This window comes from Poseidonocella sp. HB161398 (assembly GCF_005870025.1).
Lineage (GTDB): Bacteria > Pseudomonadota > Alphaproteobacteria > Rhodobacterales > Rhodobacteraceae > Mangrovicoccus.
The window spans coordinates 153,861-171,009 of the sequence record NZ_VATA01000008.1 but is presented as its reverse complement, the minus strand read 5'-3'; the positions used below and the strand labels follow the sequence as shown (position 1 = coordinate 171,009).

Below are 17,149 nucleotides of genomic sequence, written 5' to 3'. Positions count from 1 at the left end.
GGCCGCTTCTTCCACGGGCTCTTCACCAGCCCGCTCTCCACCGTGCTCTTCATCGCCGTCGTCCTGATCTTCGTGTCGCAGACGCCGCTCTGGGCACGGGCCAAGGCACGCATCCTCGGGGAGGCACGGGCATGACCGCAACGCTGAAACTGGGGCTGATCGGCGACAATATCGCCCGCTCGCGCTCGCCGCTCCTGCACCGGCTCGCCGGAGAGCAGGCCGGGATCGACGTCACCTACGACCGGCTGGTCCCGGCCGATCTGGGACAGGGCTTCGCCGAGGTCTTCGCGGGCTGCGCCGCGGCGGGCTATCGCGGGATCAACGTCACCTATCCCTACAAGGAGACCGCCGCGCAGGGCATCCGGGTCGACGATCCGCTGGTCCGGGCGATCGGCGCGGTCAATACCGTGATCTTCGGCGCCGAGGGGCCTGTCGGCCACAATACCGACCATTCGGGCTTCATGGCGGCCTACCGCGCGCTGCGCGGCGACAGGCCCACCGGGCCGGTGCTGATGATCGGCACCGGCGGGGTCGGTCGTGCCGTGGCCTTCGGCCTGGCCGGGCTGGGCAGCCGGGTGCTGCGCCTCGTCGACCGCGATCCGGCCCGGGCCGAGGCGCTGGCCTCGGCGCTGCAAGCGGCGGTGCCCGACATGGAGATCAGCATCTGGCTCAGCGCCGCCAAGGCGGCCGAGGGCGCGGCGGGGCTGATCAACTGCACGCCGGTCGGCATGTCCGGCTACGAGGGCACGCCGCTGGAGGCGGCCGCGATGGACGGCGCCGAATGGGTCTTCGACGCGGTCTACACCCCGACCGACACGCAGTTCCTAGGCGATGCCGCCGCCGCCGGGCTGTCGGCGATCCCGGGATGGGAGCTTTTCTTCTGGCAGGGGGTCCACGCCTGGAAGCTCTTTTCCGGAAAGGGGCTTGACGAGACCGCCCTGCGTGCCAGCCTCCTGGAAAAAGGAGACGCCCCAGCATGAAGACCTCGATCGCCACCGTGTCGATTTCCGGAACCCTCAAGGAGAAGCTGGAGGCGATCGCGGCGGCGGGGTTCGACGGGATCGAGATCTTCGAACAGGACTTCATCACCGATACCGGCAGCGCCCGCGACGTGGGCGCCCGGATCCGCGACCACGGGCTGGAGATCAGCCTGTTCCAGCCCTTCCGCGATTTCGAGGGACTGCCGAAGGACCTCCGCGCCCGCGCCTTCGACCGGGCGGAACGGAAATTCGACCTGATGCAGGAGCTCGGCGCCGAGCTCCTGCTGGTCTGCTCCTCGGTCCATCCCCGCGCGCTCGGCGGCATCGACCGGGCGGCGGCGGATCTGCGCGAGCTGGGCGAGCGCGCCGCGGCGCGCGGGCTGCGGATCGGCTACGAGGCGCTGGCCTGGGGCCGCTATGTCAACGACCACCGCGATGCCTGGGAAATCGTCCGCCGCGCAGAGCATGACAATGTCGGGCTGATCCTCGACAGCTTCCACACGCTGGGCCGCGGGCTCGACCCCGAGACCATCCGCCGGATCCCCGGCGACCGCATCTTCTTCGTCCAGCTCGCCGATGCGCCGAAGATCGAGATGGACCTGCATTACTGGTCGCGCCACTACCGCTGCATGCCGGGCGAGGGCGGGCTGCCGGTCACCGATTTCATGCGCGCCGTTCTGGCGGCGGGCTATCGAGGCCCGGTCAGCCTGGAGATCTTCAACGACCAGTTCCGCGGCGGCGCGCCGCGCGGCATCGCCCAGGACGGCTACCGCTCGCTGGTGACGCTGCTCGACGACACCCGCATCGCCGAGCCCGAGCTCGAGGCCGACCTGCCCGTGATCCCGCCGCGCCAGGAGGTCACCGGCACCAGCTTCGTCGAATTCGCCACCCGCGGCGCCGAGGGCGACGCGCTGCGCGCCCAGCTGGCCACGCTCGGCTTCGCCGAGACCGCGCGGCATGTCTCGAAGGCGATCTCGCTCTGGCAGCAGGGCGACATCCGCCTGGTGCTGAACGAGCAGCCGGGCGACTACGCCGCCTCCGCCTACAATCTGCGCGGCACCGCGGTCTGCGATATCGGCCTCTCGGTCGCCTCCTCGGAGGAGGTGCTGGACCGCGCCGTGGCGCTTGGCGCGAAGCCCTTCGCCCAGCCCCCGGCGGTCGGGCAGCTCGACATCCCGGCGATCCGCGGCCTCGGCGGCAGCCTGCTGCATTTCCTCGATCCCGGCCATGCCGGCGTCTGGGAGACCGAATTCGGCGTTCCGCGCGAAGGGCCCGCCGGCGCCGGGCTGCAGCGGGTCGACCATGTCGCCCAGACCATGACCTATGACGAGATGCTGAGCTGGACGCTGTTCTACAGCTCGCTCTTCGACATGGCGGTGGCGCCGATGGTCGACGTAATCGACCCCGACGGGCTGGTGCGCTCGCAGGCGCTGGCCACGCCCCCGGGCCAGTTCCGCATCACGCTGAACGGCGCCGAGACCCACCGCACGCTGGCCGGCGCCTTCCTGGCCGAGAGCTTCGGCGCGCCGGTCCAGCATATCGCCTTCGCCTGCGCCGACCTCTTCGCCACCGCCGATGCGCTGGTGGCCAAGGGCTTCCAGCCGCTGCAGATCCCCGGCAACTACTATGACGACATCGCCAGCCGCTTCGAGCTCGACCCCGAGCTGCTGGCCGGCATGAAGCGCCGCCAGATCCTCTATGACGAGGACGCGCACGGCGCCTTCCTGCAGATCTACGGCCGCCCTTTCGACGGCGGGTTCTTCTTCGAGATCGTCGAGCGCCGCGGCTATCGCGGCTACGGCGCGCCGAACGCGCCCTTCCGCATCGCCGCGCAGAAGCGCCTGGCCCCGCCCAAGGGCATGCCGCGCGCCTGATCTCTTCCGCCTGCCCGGCCTGCGCCCGCCCCGGAGCGGCGCCGGAGGGACGCCTGTGCGCGATTTGAGAATGACCATGATCATGTGTCGCGTTCTGCAACTATGTGTTCCACATACGGAACCGGCAGGCCGGAGGGGGCCGGGCGCGCCTCCCCCAGAGGGCGGACATCCATTGACCAGCGAAACCATCCTGGCCGGGGTCTTTCCCTTTGCCGCGCTGGCGGCCGAGTTGCCCGCCAAGCCGTCACCGTCAGCGCACCCTTCGCGCCGGGGGCGGCAGCGACACCTTGATGCGCGCCCTGGCGCCGCCGCTGGAGAAGGCCCGCGGCACCGATGCGGTGATGCGCGATGCCCCCGGCGGCGGCGCGTCCGGCCATGTCCAGACCCTTGGCAGCGAGGCCCGACGGCCATGCCGCGACCGTGCCGCTCAATGCGCTCGGCACGCTCTCGGGCCCGGTGGCCTTCGCGGTCGAGATATTGCGACTATATCGCCTCGGAGCCCTGCGCGCTGGCCGTCACCCAGTCCGACCGCTCGAGCGCCCTGGCGAGCGTCTTCGCCGCCTCGCGGGAGGGTCCGGGGACGCCGGCCTCTGCCGAGGTGATTTCCGCCTCGCATGTCATGACCCTGGCCAGGGCGGACGCGCTGGGGCTCGAGGCGCCGATGATCCCCTATGACGGCGCCGCCGCCCTTGGCGGGCAATTCGACAGCGTGGTGCGGCAGCCCTCGGATGCCGCCCCGGCGCTCGAAGGCAAGAGCGGCTGACCGCGCTGGCCAGCACCTCGCCCCTCGGCGCCGCGGCCCGGCGTGCAGATTTTCTCAGAGACCGGGCTGGATCCAGCGACTGTGCAATGGCGGGGCGTCGCCGCACCGAAGGGGCTGGACCCGGAAGTCCCAGCCGTCTGGCCCGCGGCGATTCAGCAGGCCGCCGAGAATCCCGGGTTGGGAAGACGCTGGCCAATCCCGGCGTGGAGCTGGCGATGCGCTCGTCGTGCCCCTCGCGCGTGACGTCGCGGGCAACTGAGCCCCGGCGCCCGGCAAGGAGGATGATGCGATGGAACGGCTGAATGGCCGGCTCTGCTTCGACCTGCTGCCGGTGGCCCTGGCCGGGCGCTGGAGCTGCCGGGCCGCTTCCCGGCGGGGCGATGTTCGGGCTGATGCCGGCCACCATGGCGGCGGTCCTGGCCGGATCTTCCCGGCCCGGCGGCCGAGGCCCCCGCGGGTGCCGCGCCGCGGCTCGCCGGAGCGGCCGCGGTGCTGGCGCTGCTCGCGGGCTATGTCGCGCTGATCGAGCGGGCGGGCGTCCCGGTCTCAGCCAGCGCCTTCCCGTTCCTGACGGTGCTGGCCCGCACCGCGCTCCTCGCTCCGCCGGAGAGCCGCGCCGCCCGGGCGCACGCTGCCGCCTTCGCCGCCAGCGGAATGGCCGACGCGCCTTTCGCCAACGGCCGCGGGCTGGTTTTCCGCTGAGCCGCCGCACCGCTCACTGACGACGCAGCGGATCCGGAATGGACATCCCGACCGACGCGCTGGCGATGCGGGCGGATCTGCAGGTACTCGCGGGCGTCGCCGCGGGCCCTCTCCTGGAGCTGATGACAGGCTCGCTCCCCGGGCTGACCGCGGCAATGGCGATCGCGCGGCTGATCCCGCTGACCTTCGGCATGGGGCTGCTGCTCGGCGCCATCGTCGGCGGTGCGGCGCCGGCGATCCTGCGCAACATCCCCGGCACGCCCTCTTCGGTGGCGACCACGCTCGACGGCTTCCCGATGGCGCGGCGAGGCCGGGACGGCGCTTTTCGAACAGCAGGCCGCGATCTTCCACAGCATCCTCTTCGCCTTCATCCTGGCCATTCTGGCGATGGTCGCGCTGCAATGGTTCGGCATCCGCGCCTTCTTGCGCATCTCCGGCGCGCCCCAGCGGGCTCCTGGTGCCGCGGATGCCGTTATCCAGCGGGCCGGGCCATTGCCTCAGCCGCGTCGGCTACAGCACCGCGCCGGTGATCCCGGGGCTGATCCTTGGCAGCCTGACCGAGGCGGACCTGCGCCGCGGGATGCTGCTTTCCGGCGGGGACCGGACCCGGTTCGTGCTGCGCCCGATCAGTGCCGGGCTGCTGGCGCTGATGATCCTGCAGCGCCGCCGCATGACGGGCGGGGGCATCGCGCCCCGCCCGCCCGGCATTCCGTCAAGCCGCGGCGATCCGCGCGGCCCGGCGGCGTCCGAGCCAGACGAGGCCGAGCCCGCCCGCGGCCAGGAGACCGCCCGCGACCGGCACCGCGGCATAGCCGAGCCCGGCGCTGATCACCGCGCCGCCAAGCGCCGCGCCGAGCGCGTTGCCGAGATTGAAGGCGCCGATATTGACCGAGGAGGCCAGCGCAGGCGCCTCGGCGGCGACCTGCATCACCCGCATCTGCACCGGCGGCACAATGGCGAAGGCCGCCGCGCCCCACAGGAACAGCCCGGCCGCCGCGGTGATCCGGGCGGTCCCCAGAAGCGGCATCAGCGCCATCATCGCCGCCAGCGCGGCAAGGAAGATCACCGCGGCGCCGTCGAGCGACCAGTCGGCCAGACGGCCGCCCGCCCAGTTGCCCAGCGTGAAGCCCGCGCCGATCAGCACCAGCGACAGGGTGACGAAGCTGCCCGGCGCGCCGTTCATCTCGGCCAGGAAGGGCGCCACATAGGTGTAGAGCGTGAACATCGCCCCGGCGCCCAGCACCGTGGTGAAAAGCGCGTTAAGCACCTCGGGCCGGACGATCACGGAGAGCTCGCGCCGCACATCGACGGACTGGCCGCCGCCGCCCGCGGGCAGCGCGAGGCGCAGCGCCGCGATGGTCAGCAGGCCCAGAACGGCCGTGCCCGCGAAGGACATCCGCCAGCCGATCGCCTGGCCGACCCAGGTGGCCAGCGGCACGCCGCCGATATTGGCGATGGTCAGCCCCATGAACATGGTCGCCACGGCGCTGGCGCGCTTCTCCGGCGCCACCAGGTTGGCCGCGACCACCGCGCCCAGCCCGAAGAAGGCGCCGTGGTTGAGGCTGGTGACGATCCGTGCCGCCAGGAGCGTGCCGTAGCTCGGCGCCAGCGCCGCCATCACGTTGCCCAGGGTGAAGATCGCCATCAGCGACATCAGCGCCGCGCGCCGCCCGAAGCGGGCGAAGATCAGCGTCATGAAGGGCGCCCCGGCCATCACGCCGGCGGCATAGGCGCTGACCAGCAGCCCGGCCTTGGGGATCGACACGTCGACCCCCTCGGCGATCACGGGCAGCAGGCCCATGGGGGAGAATTCCGTGGTTCCGATGCCGAATGCGCCCACGGCAAGCGCCAGGAGCGGCCAGTTGGGGCCGCTTCCGCGGGAAGGAGTTGTCATGTCAGCCTCATGCGGCGCCGCTTGGGGAGGAGGGGAGGACGGCGCCCGGTGGGAGTTGCGTTGGCGTCATAGACTAGCGTCCCTGCCGGGCATGTGAATTGCGGGCAGGCGCACATGAGCTGTGAACTGGCTTCAAGAATGCGCCGCGGCGCGCGCCGTCCGCTGCAGCCCCAGCGCCACCGAGAGGCCCAGCCCGGCGGCGATCATGCCGCAGAGGAAGACCGGCCGGTAGCCCGCATGGTCGGCCAGGATCCCCGCCAGCGGCCCGGTCAGCCCGTAGGCCAGATCCTGGAAGGCCGCGAAGCCGCCGAGCGCCGTGGCGCGCAGCCCGGCCGGGACGCGGCGCACCACCTCGCGCCCCATGCCGGGAAAGATCAGCGAGCAGCCGAGACCGGTCAGGAAGGCGCCGAGAAGCGCCGGGCCGGGCCCCGGCGCGCTCCAGGCCAGGAACTGCCCGGCCGCCTCCACTGCGAGCGAGACGATCGCGACCGGCAGCCCGCCCAGCCGGTCGGGGAGCCCGCCGAAGACCAGGCGCACCAGCACGAAGCCGGTGCCGAAGGCGGTCAGGCCGAGCCCTGCCCCGTCCCAGCCCTCGGCCAGGAAATAGAGCGGGAAGAAGGCGCCGATGGCGGCAAAGCCGATCCCCTGCAGCCCGACCACGGCGCCGGGACCGCGGATGCGCCCCAGCACGGCGGCAAAGCCCGGCCGCGCGGTGCCGCCCTGCTCGGCGGGCGGGATGCCGGGCAGGCATGCCAGTGCCGCAATCCCGGCGAGCGGCAGGACGGCCCCCGCCGCCATCGTCCCGGCGAAGCCCAGATGGCCATGGAGCGCCATCCCCGCCGGCCCGCCCGCGGCAAAACCGCCATAGATCGCCGCGCCGACCAGCGCCATCACCCGGCCCGCGCGCTCGGGCCCGGCCAGGCCGATGCCCCAGCCGATCACGGCGACGGCGACCAGGCTCTCGCCGAGGCCGATCGCCAGCCGCCCGGCCAGCAGCAGCGCGAAGGCCGCGCCGGTCCCTGCCCCAGCGGCAAGCCCGGCCAGCGCCGAGATCAGCGCCCCGGCGACATAGCAGCCGAGCCCGAGAAGCGCCGCGGGCCTGGTGCCGCGCGCATCGGCGAAACGCCCGGCCGGGCCGCGGCTGAGGATGGTGGCGAGGAAGACGATGCCGACCGCCAGCCCCGCCCAGCCATTCGCAAGGCCGAGCTGGCCGGTCACCATCAGCGGCACCACCGGCAGCGACATCGCCACGCAGAGATAGGAGACGAAGAGGATCAGGATCAGGAGGTAGAGGCGGCCATCCTGGGGCCGTTGCGTCCGGGTCGGGACCATGGCTGTGCTCCGCAGCAGCACCCCGTCCCCAGTTGCGCAAGCGAACGCACTCCGACCGACGGGGTCGATGAGTGCGTTGATTGACGTTGAACGCTTACGGCCGGAGCAGTCCGGCCCCGTCTTTCTCGGCGAAGGCGGGGCCGCTGTCAATCCGCGCGGGCGCGGGCTGCGCGTCGAGGATGAAGTCGCGGACGAATTGCGTCGCCGGGCGGTGGCGGATCTCCTCGGGCGTGCCGGCCTGCTCGATCCGGCCCATCGACATCACCGCCACCCGGTCGGCGAGCGTCAGCGCCTCTTCCTGGTCATGGGTGACGAAGACCGTGGTCAGCCCGGTCTCGTCATGGATGTCGCGCAGCCCCTGGCGCAGCTCGCGGCGGACCTGGGCGTCGAGCGCCCCGAAGGGCTCGTCGAGCAGCAGCATCCCCGGCTCGGTCGCCAGCGCACGTGCCAGCGCCACCCGCTGGCGCTGGCCGCCCGAGAGCTGCGAGGGGAAGCGACCGGCGATCTGCGGCAGCCGGATCAGCTCCAGCAGATGGCCGACCCGGCGGGCGATCTCGCTTTCGGCGGGGCGCCTGCGGCGCGGCCGGGCGCGCAGCCCGTAGGCGATGTTCTCGAAGACGGTCATGTGCCGGAAGAGCGCGTAGCTCTGGAACACGAAGCCCGCGCGGCGCTTGCGCACCGGCACGCCGGTGGCGTCGCGCCCGTCAAGCAGAAGCCGCCCCGAGCTCGGCTGCTCGAGCCCGGCGATGATCCGCAGGAGCGTCGTCTTGCCCGAGCCCGAAGGGCCCAAGAGCGACACCATCGCCCCGGAGGGAATGGCGAGCGACACCGGATGGAGCGCGGCCGTGCCGCGGAAGTTCTTGGCGATTTCGTCGATCTCGATATGCATGTCGCAATCCTTTCGCGGTGGGAGGGTCAGTGGCGGCGCGTCGCGGCCAGGAGCCCGGCATGGCGCCATTCGAGCAGCGATTTCAGCGCGAGCGTCACGAGCGCCAGCACCGCCAGCAGCGCCGCCATGGAGAAGGCGGCGACCGAGAGATACTCGTTGTAGAGCATCTCGATCATGATCGGCATGGTCGTGGTCTGGCCGCGGATCTTGCCCGAGACCACGGCGACCGCGCCGAACTCGCCCATCGCGCGGGCATTGCAGAGCAGCACCCCGTAGAGCAGCGCCCAGCGGATATTCGGCAGGGTCACGGTGCGGAACATGTGCCAGCCCGAGGCGCCGAGGGTCAGCGCGGCCTCCTCCTCGGCGCGGCCCTGCTCGACCATCACCGGGATCAGCTCGCGCGCGACGAAGGGGAAGGTGATGAAGAGCGTCGCCAGCAGGATGCCCGGCAGGGCGAAGACGATCTTCAGCTCATGCGCCGCCAGCCAGCCCCCGAAGAGCCCGTTCGCGCCGTAGAGCAGAACCAGCGCCAGCCCCGCCACCACCGGCGAGACCGAGAAGGGCAGGTCGATCAGCGTCACCAGCGCCGCCTTGCCGCGGAAGTCGAACTTGGCGATGGCCCAGGCCGCGGCGATCCCGGCGGCCGCGTTGACCGGCACCGCCACCAGGGCGATGCCGAGGGTCAGCAGGATCGCCGAGACCGCGTCGGGCGCGCCCAGCGAGCGCAGCGCGGTCAGCGGCCCCTCGCGCAGCGCCTCGGCGAAGACCGCCGCGATCGGCGCCAGCAGCAGCAGCGCGGCCAGCGCGACGGCGGACAGAGTGAGCAGCAGCCGCCAGGGCCGCGGCTCGGTGATGGCGGCGGAGGCGGAGGCCAGGGCGGAACCGCTCATCTGCGGCCTCCCGCCCGCTGCCTCGGCCGGGGCAGCGTGGCCAGCGCCGCGGCGGCCGGGCCCAGGAAGAGCGCCGCGCCGAGCGCCGCCCAGGGCCCTGCCCCGGCGAGGAGCAGGAGGATCGCGGCGATACAGCCCGCCGCGCCGCCGAGCGCAGCCAGCACGAAGCCCGTGGCCGGGCGGGGATGTTCGGGAAAGGGATCACGCATGGCCGATCCTCCTGCGGCTCCAGACCTGGAGACTGTTGATGACGAAGAGCATGGCGAAGGAGATGCCGAGCATCGCCAGGCCGATCGCGGCGGCGGCGTCGTAATTGTATTCCTCGAGCCGGATGACGATCAGCAGAGGCGCGATCTCGGTCAGGTTGGGCAGGTTCCCGGCGATGAAGATCACCGAGCCGTATTCGCCGACCGACCGCGCCAGCGCCAGGGCAAAGCCGGTCAGCAGCGCCGGGGCGAGCACCGGCAGCACCACGCGGCGCAGGGTGCGCAGCCGCGAGGCGCCGAGCGTGGCCGAGGCCTCCTCCCATTCCGGGTCGATCTCGTCGATCACCGGCTGGACGGTGCGGACCACGAAGGGCAGGCCGACGAAGACCAGCGCCAGCCAGATGCCCGGCTCGGCATAGGCGATGCGCAGGCCCAGCGGTTCCAGCACCCGGCCGAAGAGCCCGGCCGGCGCATAGAGCGCGGTCAGCGCGATCCCCGCGACGGCAGTCGGCAGCGCGAAGGGCAGATCCACCGCCGCATCGATCAGCCGCCGCCCCGGGAAGCGGTAGCGCGACAGCACCCAGGCCAGCAGCAGCCCGAAGACCAGGTTCGCCGCCGAGGCGACCAGCGCCGCCCGGAAGGACAGCGCCAGCGCATTGGCCACCCGGCGCGAGCCGAGATGGGAGGCCAGCTCCGCCGGGCCCATCGCCGCGCCGCGCGCCAGCAGCGCGGCCAGCGGCAGGAGCACGATCAGCGCCAGCGCCGAGAGGAGCACGCCCAGCCCCAGGCCGAAGCCCGGCAGGGCGGAAGTATCGCGCCGCATCGGCCTCACTCCTCGTAGATCTGGTCGAAGATGCCGCCATCGCCGAAGAAGCGCGGCTGCGCCTCGGCCCAGCCGCCGAACTCGGCGATGGTGACAAGTTCCAGATCGGGGAAGCGGGCCAGATCCTCCGCCGCCGCGGCGGAGGTGTCCCAGGCGCGGTAGTAGTGCCGGGCCGCCAGCGCCTGCGCCGCGGGGCTGTAGAGATGCTCCAGATAGGCCTGCGAGGCGGCGCGCTGCTCCTCGCTGCCCTGGTTTCCCGGCATCAGCGCCACCGGCGGCTCCGCCAGGATCGAGACCGAGGGCACGACGATGTCGAACCTGTCCGGCCCGAGCTCCTCGAGCGCCAGGAAGGCCTCGTTCTCCCAGGCCAGCAGCACGTCGCCGACGCCGCGCTGCGCGAAGGTCGTGGTCGCGCCGCGCGCGCCGGTATCGAGCACCGGCACATGGGCGAAGAGTTCGGCCATGTAGCTCCGCGCCGCCTCTTCGTCGCCGCCATTGCCGCGCAGCGCCCAGGCCCAGGCGGCCAGGAAGTTCCAGCGCGCCCCGCCCGAGGTCTTGGGATTGGGCGTCACCACCTGCACGCCCTTCGCGGTCAGGTCGCCCCAGTCGCGGATGCCCTTGGGATTGCCCGCCCGCACCAGGAAGACGATGGTCGAGGTATAGGGCGCGGAGTTGTGCGGCAGCGCCGCCTGCCAGTCCGGGGACAGGTCGTCGCTGCGCGCGGCGATCGCGTCGATATCCGAGGCCAGCGCCAGCGTCACCACCTGCGCGCCGAGCCCGTCGATCACCGCCCGCGCCTGGGCGCCCGAGCCGCCATGGCTCTGCTCGATGGCGACGGGCTCATGGCCCTGCTCCTGCCACCAGGTGGCGAAGAGCTGGTTGTAGTCGCGGTAGAATTCCCGCGTCGGGTCGTAGGACACGTTGAGGATGCGGGTCTCGGCCGCGGCTGCGCCGCCGAGCGCCAGCACCGCGCCGGCCAGAAGCGCGGCGCAGAGGGGATTGGCATGTTCGTTCATGCGGGTTCTCCTGGGATCAGAATCTGGGGAGTTCGGCGACGCGGACCTGCCAGAGCTCCGGGTCGCGGTTGCGCATCAGCTCGTCGGCCGCCATGGCCGGATCTCTGGCCAGGACCCGCAGCACGCCGCTGCGGGTGCGGAACCGCCGCCCGGTCTGGCGGCGGACGACTTCCAGCATGTAGACCCCCGGTCCGGGAGTGTCGGCAAAGGGATGTGACATTCGGGACCTCCTTGCGGATGACGGCACGCCGTCGAATGTCCTAAATATCTACCGTCTTTGTCGTGTTATCGAGGGAAAGCTTCTGCCGTTCTGCCCACGCGGAAGAGAAGAGCTTTCTCCTCAGCCGCCCTGCCGCGACGCGCCGTTTTCCCGCGCGGGCGCCTCCCCGGCCTCGACGCCAAGGGATTCGCCAATCGTTTCAGGACGTTCCAGAAGATCGCGCAGGGTCAGCGATTCGATCAGCAGCAGGTAGTTGTAGAAGAGCGATCCGAAGACATGGCGCAGCTGGCAGGTTTCCTCGTCGGCGCAGTCGTCGCATTTGCGGTAGGAGCGGCGCGACAGGCAGGGCAAGGGCGCGATCGGCCCGTCGATCTGCTGCAGGAGCTCGCCCAGGGAGATCCGCTCGGGCTCGCGGATCAGGAAATAGCCGCCCGCCCGGCCGCGCTTGGCGCCGACATAGCCCGCCTTGCGCAGGTCGAGCAGGATATGCTCGAGGAACCGCTTCGGCCCGCCGCTGCGCTTGGCCACCTGCTCGATGGTCAGCGCCCCGTCTTTGCCCAGCGATCCGAGGGCCATCAGCGCCTTGAGGGCGTATTTCGTCTTCTGGGTGATCATGCAGACAGTAGAAACAGCATTTTCCCGGCAGGGAAAGCGGACATTCCGCCTATACACGATAAAGACGGTAGATTTTATCGAATTTTAGGGCATGCTTGATCCGACTCGCACAGGAGAGCCCGATGGAACTCGACCGCATCGACCGAAAGATCGTGGCCGCGCTGATGGCGGATGCCACCCTGCCGCTGGCGCGGCTGGCCGGGATGGTGGGGCTGTCGCAGACCCCCTGCTGGAAGCGCGTGCGCAAGCTGCAGAGCAGCGGCGTGATCCGCGGCCGCGTCGCGCTGGTCGATCCCGAGCGGATCGGCTTCGGCCTGACCGTCTTCGTCAGCCTCTCGGCGCCGGACCAGGCGCCGGCCTGGCAGGACCGGCTGGAAGAGGTGCTCTCGGAGATCCCCGAGGTGATGGAGGCCTATCAGCTGGCCGGGCAGTACGACCACCTGCTGCGTATCGTGGTGCGCGACATGGCGGAGTTCGAGCGCGTCCGCAAACGGCTGGCCAACGCGATCGAGCTCAGCCAGCTTTCGGTGCATTTCGCCACGCGGCGGCTGAAGAACGAGACCGTGCTGCCGCTCGACACGCTGACCGCCTGAACTGCGGCCGGGCGGGGCTCAGCCCTGCCCCGCGCGCATCCCCGCCGAGACGAAGGCGACGACATCCTCGATCAGCCCGTCCTGCTCCTCCTGCGCGCCGAGCCCCTCGGTCAGCTCGCCCAGCCGGTTGGTGTCGGAGAAGGCGTAGAGATAGGCGCCGACCATCAGCGAGACCTTGTGGTAGACCCGCCGCCGCGGCATCCCCGGCAGCAGCGCGGCAAAGGCCTCGGCATAGGCGCGGGTCGAAACCTGGTAGACCTGGCGGCGCAGGTCGAAGGCGATCTCCTCGGGCTCCATGTGCAGCCGCGAATGCAGCCTGAGGAAGGACCGGCCCTGCGGCGTCTCCAGAAGCGCGGCGGTGGGCTCCAGGAAGGCGCGCACCAGATCCTCTATGCCGTAGCCGCCCGCGGCCTCCAGCTCGGCCAGCCGCGCCATCCGCGCCTCGGTGATCTTCTCCGCGCGGCGCAGGAAGACGGCGCGGAAGAGGTTCTCCTTGTTGGAGAAATAGTAGTTTATCAGGGCCGGGTTCGCCTCGATCTTCTCGGCGACATGGCGCATGGCCGTGCCGGCGAAGCCCTTGTCGGCAAACAGCACCTCGGCCACGTCGAGGATCGAATCCGAGAGATTGGTCTGCCCGCCGGGGCGGCCGGGTCCGTTGCGCTTCTTTGCCATGATCCGTTCCATTTTGGTCTTCCTTAGGCCCAGACTCCCGGTCCGGCGTCAAGTTTCGCGGCCGTTTTCACATTCCGCACACAATTTGTGCATGTCGCCGCAATTGATGCATTCCCGTTCGGCAATTCCCGTCCGGACGCCCCCCGATTGCGGCCGCTCATTATTTAAATAGATATTTAATTAATTTTTGGCTAGCGAGGAATCGTCAACAGGCGGGTGGCCGTTCCGGCGCCCGGGAAACGAGGCAAGAACATGATTTTCCGTACTTTTCCGAATGCCGGCGCGGCGGCGCTGGTCTCTCTCGGCATGGCCGCGGGCCTGGCCCAGGCCGAGGATCTGCCCAAGGTCACGCTGCAGGCCCTGGCCGGCAGCGTCGGCGGCGTGCCGATGATGATCATGGAAAATGAAGGGCTGGACGAGAAATACGGCTTCGACGGCACCTTCGAATTCCTGCCGCATGAAGGCGCCTTCCAGAACTTCCTGATGGGCAAGTCGCAGATCTCGATGGACAACGACATCCTCGGCGTCTCCATCGCCCGCGACGAGGGGTTCGAGGTCAGCGCCTTCTACCCGGTCGGCAATCTCTATCTGGGCATCGTCGTCCCCGGCGGCTCCGAGGCGCAGACGCCCGAGGACCTGATCGGCAAGAAAGTCGGCCATTTCGGCGCCGACAGCGGCACCACCACCTTCCTGCGGCTGATCGTGCAGGAGATCTACGGCTTCGACGTGCTCGAGGAATACGAGTTCTCGCAGGTCGGCCCGGCGGCGCTGGTCAACCTGCTGGAGGCCGGCGAGGTCGACGCGATCTTCGACTTCGAATCCTTCGTCAGCGAGGCGATCACCCGCACCGACGGGCGCTACCTGCTGCAGGCGCACCAGGCCTATTCCGAGTTCACCGGCGGCTTCGCGCCCTGGATCACCAACATGGTCGCCCAGGATGCCTGGCTGCAGGAGAACCCCGAGCTCGCCTATGCGGTGCGCGACGCCTATGACGAGGCGATCCGGATGCTCGAGGACTCCGACTACGAGATCCTGCGCAAGCCCTATATCCGCGAGAATCTGGGCATCACCAGCGACGCGGTGCTCGACACCATGATCGAGAACGGCAAGGCCACGCCCTATTTCACCTCCGACTGGTCGGCGGAGAAGATCGGCCAGGCCGAGGAGTTCCTGCAGAAGCTCGCCGAGGACGGCACGCTGATCCAGAACGTCCCCGACGACGTGATGATCACGCTCGAGGACTATCTCGGGCCGCGGTCCTGACGGGCAGCCGGAGAGCATGCCGATGCGCATAGCGGAAAAGCGGGCATGGTCGGTTTCGGCCCTGCTCCTCCTCCTTCCGGCCTGGTGGATCGCCCACCGGAGCACCACCTTCATCGCCAGCCCGGCCGAGGTCTTCGTGCATCTGCCGGGCTTCCTCGCCGATCCCGGCACCTGGCTGAATATCGGCGTCACGCTCTGGCGGGTGGCGGCGGGGCTGGCGCTTGGCGTCGCGGCGGGGTTCTTCGCCGCCTTCGCCATGCGCCACAGCCGGCTGCTGCGCGAGGTGCTGGGCTACTACGTCACCGGCGCGCTGCGCACGCCGAGCGCGATCGCCGCGATCCTGGCCGTCGCGATCTTCCGCGGCAGCGAGGCGGGCTACATCGCCGTCGTCGCCTTCATCACCTTCCCCTACATGGCGGTGGGGCTGCGCGACGGGCTGGAAAGCGCCGACCGCGAGCTCGACGAGCTGGCGCAGATCTACCATCTCGGCCTCTGGCCGCAGATCCGCCACATCACCGCCCCCTTCGTCGCGCCCTTCATCTTCTCGGCGCTCAGGAACGCCCATGCGCTGGCCTGGAAGGTGATCGTCGTGGCCGAAATCTTCGGCGCCGCCCGCACCGGCTTCGGCGCCGCCTTCGAGCATGCCTGGAACTACATGCTGATGGTCGAGGTGCATCTGTGGCTGCTGGTCTTCATGGCGATCGTGCTCCTGGCGGAATACGGCGTCATCCGGCGGCTGGAAACCTTCGTCTTCCGGTGGCGCGGATGAGCGCCCCCGCCCCCCTACCTGACAGGAGCGAACCCATGTCCGCACCGGACACCGTCCTCAAGGTCGCCGATCTCGGCGTCTCCTACGGCGCCGCCACCGCCATCTCGCGGCTGGATTTCGAGATCCGCCGCGGCGAATTCGTCGCCATTCTCGGCCCCTCGGGCTGCGGCAAGTCCAGCCTCCTGAACGCCATTTCCGGGCTGATGGCGCCCAGCCGCGGCCGGGTGGTGGTCGATGGCGACGAGCTCTACCTGCCGCGCAGCCGCGACCCGCGGCTGGGCTATGTCTTCCAGGCCCACCGGCTGCTGCCCTGGCGCACGGTGAAGCAGAACCTGGAAATCGTGCTTGCCGCCTCGGACGTGCCCCGCGAGACCTGGGACGCGCGGATCGACGAAATCCTCGGCATCCTGCATATCGCCCAGTTCCGCGACAGCTGGCCCATGCGGCTCTCGGGCGGGCAGCGCCAGCGGGTCTCGATCGCGCGGGCGCTGCTGGTCGATCCGTCCTACATCCTGATGGACGAACCGCTCAGCACGCTCGACGAGGTCACCGCCCGCTCGCTCCGCCAGGAGCTGACCGGCATCTGCCAGCGCACCGGCGCCACCGTGGTCTTCGTCACCCATTCGATCCGCGAGGCCGTCTACCTGGCCGACCGCATCCTGATCCTGACCCGCGGCCCCTCGACCATCTTCGAGGACTACCGCGTGCCGATCGAGCGGCCGCGCGACTATGACGACGCGCGCATCGCCGAGGTGGAGGCCGACATCATCCGCCGCATCCAGGCGCCCTGGGGGCTCGGCCCGGCGGAGGAGCGGCAGAGTGCCTGACCTGATCGCCAAGACCATGCCCTTCCTGCGCCTCCCCCGGCCCGGCCCGGCCCTCGCGGGCGCGAAGCTGCCGGGGCTCGTCATCGCGCTCGGCTCGATGCTGCTGATCTGGCATTTGGGCGCTATGGCCGTGCTCCCTTGGATCCCCGCGCCCGCGGATACCGCGGTGGAGATCTGGGCGAACCTGCAATCGGCGGAGTTCTGGCACGACTTCCGCTTGACGCTCGCCCGCGTGCTCGGCGCCTTCGCCCTGGCGACGCTGCTCGGCGCGGCGATCGGCATCCTGATCGGCCTTTCCGAGCGCGCCGAGGCCTTCTTCCAGCCGCTCCTGGCGCTGGCGCTGGCCGTGCCCGATCCGGTCTACATCATCTTCGCCATCCTCGCCTTCGGCACCGGCGAGACCGCGGGCTTCGTCGCGCTGACCGTGGCGGTGGCGCCCTTCGTGTCGAATATCGTGCGCTCCTCGGTCCATGCCCGCGACCGCGGGCTCGACGAGATGGCGCGGATCTACCGGCTGCCGCGAAGCGCCTTCCTGCGGGAGTCGCTGCTGCCGCAGCTGGTGCCGGCGCTGCTGACCGCGGCACGGTTCTCCTTCGCGCTCTCCTGGAAGCTCGCCGTGGTGGTCGAGGCGATCGGCCAGCCCGACGGCATCGGCGCCTCGATCTTCGAGAGCTTCCGGCTCCTGCGAATGCGCGAGGTCGCGGCCACCGCGATCATCTTCATCCTGGCGATGCAGCTCCTCGAGCGCGGACTGCTGGGACGCCTGGAAAAACGCCTGCTCCGCTGGCGCGCCTGAGCCTGCGCGCCCCCGGGGACACACG

20 protein-coding genes are annotated in these 17,149 nt (G+C 70.5%); 10 read left to right on the top strand and 10 right to left on the bottom strand.

Going from position 1 to position 17,149, the window contains the following annotated elements; translation table 11 throughout:
* The first annotated feature begins 131 nt into the window (after positions 1–131).
* From FGX59_RS09145 to FGX59_RS09125, 5 genes are all read left to right on the top strand, one after another.
* Positions 132–980: a shikimate dehydrogenase gene (locus FGX59_RS09145; protein ID WP_138466224.1), complete on the top strand. Its 849-nt coding sequence runs from the start codon at positions 132–134 to the stop codon at positions 978–980.
* Positions 977–2,854 carry a bifunctional sugar phosphate isomerase/epimerase/4-hydroxyphenylpyruvate dioxygenase family protein gene (locus tag FGX59_RS09140; protein ID WP_138466223.1) on the top strand — a complete coding sequence of 626 codons (1,878 nt, stop codon included), beginning with the start codon at positions 977–979 and terminating at the stop codon, positions 2,852–2,854. The genes FGX59_RS09145 and FGX59_RS09140 overlap by 4 nt, the downstream gene beginning before the upstream one ends.
* A 430-nt stretch (positions 2,855–3,284) precedes the next feature.
* The gene (locus FGX59_RS09135) at positions 3,285–3,617 is read left to right on the top strand and encodes a hypothetical protein (protein WP_138466222.1); all 333 of its coding nucleotides are present in this window, start codon (positions 3,285–3,287) and stop codon (positions 3,615–3,617) included.
* A 489-nt stretch (positions 3,618–4,106) separates the two neighbouring features.
* A complete protein-coding gene (locus FGX59_RS09130; RefSeq protein WP_138466221.1) occupies positions 4,107–4,319 on the top strand; it encodes a hypothetical protein in 213 nt (70 codons plus the stop codon).
* A 38-nt stretch (positions 4,320–4,357) separates the two neighbouring features.
* Positions 4,358–4,849: a tripartite tricarboxylate transporter permease gene (locus FGX59_RS09125; RefSeq protein WP_138466220.1), complete on the top strand. Its 492-nt coding sequence runs from the start codon at positions 4,358–4,360 to the stop codon at positions 4,847–4,849.
* A 182-nt stretch (positions 4,850–5,031) separates the two neighbouring features.
* Here the strand turns inward: FGX59_RS09125 and FGX59_RS09120 are convergent, their stop codons facing one another.
* The 9 genes from FGX59_RS09120 to FGX59_RS09080 form a co-directional block, all read right to left on the bottom strand.
* Complete coding sequence (locus FGX59_RS09120) at positions 5,032–6,213, bottom strand: MFS transporter (protein ID WP_138466219.1); 1,182 nt, start codon at positions 6,211–6,213, stop codon at positions 5,032–5,034.
* Between the two features lie 132 nt (positions 6,214–6,345).
* Positions 6,346–7,545 (bottom strand): MFS transporter, encoded by a 1,200-nt coding sequence (locus FGX59_RS09115; protein ID WP_138466218.1) that lies wholly within the window; start codon positions 7,543–7,545, stop codon positions 6,346–6,348.
* A gap of 94 nt (positions 7,546–7,639) precedes the next feature.
* Positions 7,640–8,434, bottom strand: coding sequence for a sulfate/molybdate ABC transporter ATP-binding protein (locus FGX59_RS09110; RefSeq protein WP_171060582.1), 795 nt, complete (start codon positions 8,432–8,434; stop codon positions 7,640–7,642).
* Between the two features lie 26 nt (positions 8,435–8,460).
* Complete coding sequence (cysW, locus tag FGX59_RS09105; protein WP_138466216.1) at positions 8,461–9,324, bottom strand: sulfate ABC transporter permease subunit CysW; 864 nt, start codon at positions 9,322–9,324, stop codon at positions 8,461–8,463.
* A complete protein-coding gene (locus FGX59_RS09100) occupies positions 9,321–9,533 on the bottom strand; it encodes a hypothetical protein (protein ID WP_138466215.1) in 213 nt (70 codons plus the stop codon). The genes cysW and FGX59_RS09100 overlap by 4 nt, the downstream gene beginning before the upstream one ends.
* Entirely contained in the window at positions 9,526–10,353 is an 828-nt protein-coding gene (cysT, locus tag FGX59_RS09095) for a sulfate ABC transporter permease subunit CysT (protein ID WP_138466214.1), read from the bottom strand. Before cysT ends, FGX59_RS09100 begins: the two co-directional genes overlap by 8 nt.
* Positions 10,354–10,358: 5 nt before the next feature.
* Entirely contained in the window at positions 10,359–11,369 is a 1,011-nt protein-coding gene (locus FGX59_RS09090) for a sulfate ABC transporter substrate-binding protein (protein WP_138466213.1), read from the bottom strand.
* 16 nt (positions 11,370–11,385) lie between these two features.
* On the bottom strand, positions 11,386–11,589 hold the full coding sequence (locus FGX59_RS09085) for a hypothetical protein (RefSeq protein WP_138466212.1): 204 nt from the start codon (positions 11,587–11,589) through the stop codon (positions 11,386–11,388).
* A 120-nt stretch (positions 11,590–11,709) separates the two neighbouring features.
* On the bottom strand, positions 11,710–12,204 hold the full coding sequence (locus FGX59_RS09080) for an Rrf2 family transcriptional regulator (protein WP_138466211.1): 495 nt from the start codon (positions 12,202–12,204) through the stop codon (positions 11,710–11,712).
* Between the two features lie 122 nt (positions 12,205–12,326).
* Between FGX59_RS09080 and FGX59_RS09075 the strand changes: the two genes are divergently transcribed.
* Positions 12,327–12,797, top strand: a complete 471-nt coding sequence (locus FGX59_RS09075) for an Lrp/AsnC family transcriptional regulator (protein WP_138466210.1) — start codon at positions 12,327–12,329, stop codon at positions 12,795–12,797.
* 18 nt (positions 12,798–12,815) lie between these two features.
* Here the strand turns inward: FGX59_RS09075 and FGX59_RS09070 are convergent, their stop codons facing one another.
* Positions 12,816–13,481: a TetR/AcrR family transcriptional regulator gene (locus tag FGX59_RS09070; RefSeq protein ID WP_138466209.1), complete on the bottom strand. Its 666-nt coding sequence runs from the start codon at positions 13,479–13,481 to the stop codon at positions 12,816–12,818.
* A gap of 240 nt (positions 13,482–13,721) precedes the next feature.
* Between FGX59_RS09070 and FGX59_RS09065 the strand changes: the two genes are divergently transcribed.
* Genes FGX59_RS09065 through FGX59_RS09050 form a run of 4 tightly spaced genes read left to right on the top strand, consistent with a single transcriptional unit; the run spans position 13,722 to position 17,124 of the window.
* The gene (locus FGX59_RS09065) at positions 13,722–14,732 is read left to right on the top strand and encodes an ABC transporter substrate-binding protein (protein WP_138466208.1); all 1,011 of its coding nucleotides are present in this window, start codon (positions 13,722–13,724) and stop codon (positions 14,730–14,732) included.
* Between the two features lie 22 nt (positions 14,733–14,754).
* Complete coding sequence (locus FGX59_RS09060; RefSeq protein WP_171060581.1) at positions 14,755–15,501, top strand: ABC transporter permease; 747 nt, start codon at positions 14,755–14,757, stop codon at positions 15,499–15,501.
* A 35-nt stretch (positions 15,502–15,536) separates the two neighbouring features.
* On the top strand, positions 15,537–16,328 hold the full coding sequence (locus FGX59_RS09055; protein ID WP_171060580.1) for an ABC transporter ATP-binding protein: 792 nt from the start codon (positions 15,537–15,539) through the stop codon (positions 16,326–16,328).
* Positions 16,321–17,124, top strand: a complete 804-nt coding sequence (locus FGX59_RS09050; protein ID WP_171060579.1) for an ABC transporter permease — start codon at positions 16,321–16,323, stop codon at positions 17,122–17,124. The genes FGX59_RS09055 and FGX59_RS09050 overlap by 8 nt, the downstream gene beginning before the upstream one ends.
* Positions 17,125–17,149 lie beyond the last annotated feature (25 nt).

Coding starts and splice junctions, on each gene's coding strand:
- FGX59_RS09145 (WP_138466224.1), top strand. CDS start 132: ATGACCGCAACGCTGAAACTGGGGCTGATCGGCGACAATATCGCCCGC.
- FGX59_RS09140 (WP_138466223.1), top strand. CDS start 977: ATGAAGACCTCGATCGCCACCGTGTCGATTTCCGGAACCCTCAAGGAG.
- FGX59_RS09135 (WP_138466222.1), top strand. CDS start 3,285: ATGCGCTCGGCACGCTCTCGGGCCCGGTGGCCTTCGCGGTCGAGATAT.
- FGX59_RS09125 (WP_138466220.1), top strand. CDS start 4,358: ATGGACATCCCGACCGACGCGCTGGCGATGCGGGCGGATCTGCAGGTA.
- FGX59_RS09120 (WP_138466219.1), bottom strand. CDS start 6,213: ATGACAACTCCTTCCCGCGGAAGCGGCCCCAACTGGCCGCTCCTGGCG.
- FGX59_RS09115 (WP_138466218.1), bottom strand. CDS start 7,545: ATGGTCCCGACCCGGACGCAACGGCCCCAGGATGGCCGCCTCTACCTC.
- FGX59_RS09110 (WP_171060582.1), bottom strand. CDS start 8,434: ATGCATATCGAGATCGACGAAATCGCCAAGAACTTCCGCGGCACGGCC.
- cysW (WP_138466216.1), bottom strand. CDS start 9,324: ATGAGCGGTTCCGCCCTGGCCTCCGCCTCCGCCGCCATCACCGAGCCG.
- FGX59_RS09100 (WP_138466215.1), bottom strand. CDS start 9,533: ATGCGTGATCCCTTTCCCGAACATCCCCGCCCGGCCACGGGCTTCGTG.
- cysT (WP_138466214.1), bottom strand. CDS start 10,353: ATGCGGCGCGATACTTCCGCCCTGCCGGGCTTCGGCCTGGGGCTGGGC.
- FGX59_RS09090 (WP_138466213.1), bottom strand. CDS start 11,369: ATGAACGAACATGCCAATCCCCTCTGCGCCGCGCTTCTGGCCGGCGCG.
- FGX59_RS09085 (WP_138466212.1), bottom strand. CDS start 11,589: ATGTCACATCCCTTTGCCGACACTCCCGGACCGGGGGTCTACATGCTG.
- FGX59_RS09080 (WP_138466211.1), bottom strand. CDS start 12,204: ATGATCACCCAGAAGACGAAATACGCCCTCAAGGCGCTGATGGCCCTC.
- FGX59_RS09075 (WP_138466210.1), top strand. CDS start 12,327: ATGGAACTCGACCGCATCGACCGAAAGATCGTGGCCGCGCTGATGGCG.
- FGX59_RS09070 (WP_138466209.1), bottom strand. CDS start 13,481: ATGGAACGGATCATGGCAAAGAAGCGCAACGGACCCGGCCGCCCCGGC.
- FGX59_RS09065 (WP_138466208.1), top strand. CDS start 13,722: ATGATTTTCCGTACTTTTCCGAATGCCGGCGCGGCGGCGCTGGTCTCT.
- FGX59_RS09060 (WP_171060581.1), top strand. CDS start 14,755: ATGCGCATAGCGGAAAAGCGGGCATGGTCGGTTTCGGCCCTGCTCCTC.
- FGX59_RS09055 (WP_171060580.1), top strand. CDS start 15,537: ATGTCCGCACCGGACACCGTCCTCAAGGTCGCCGATCTCGGCGTCTCC.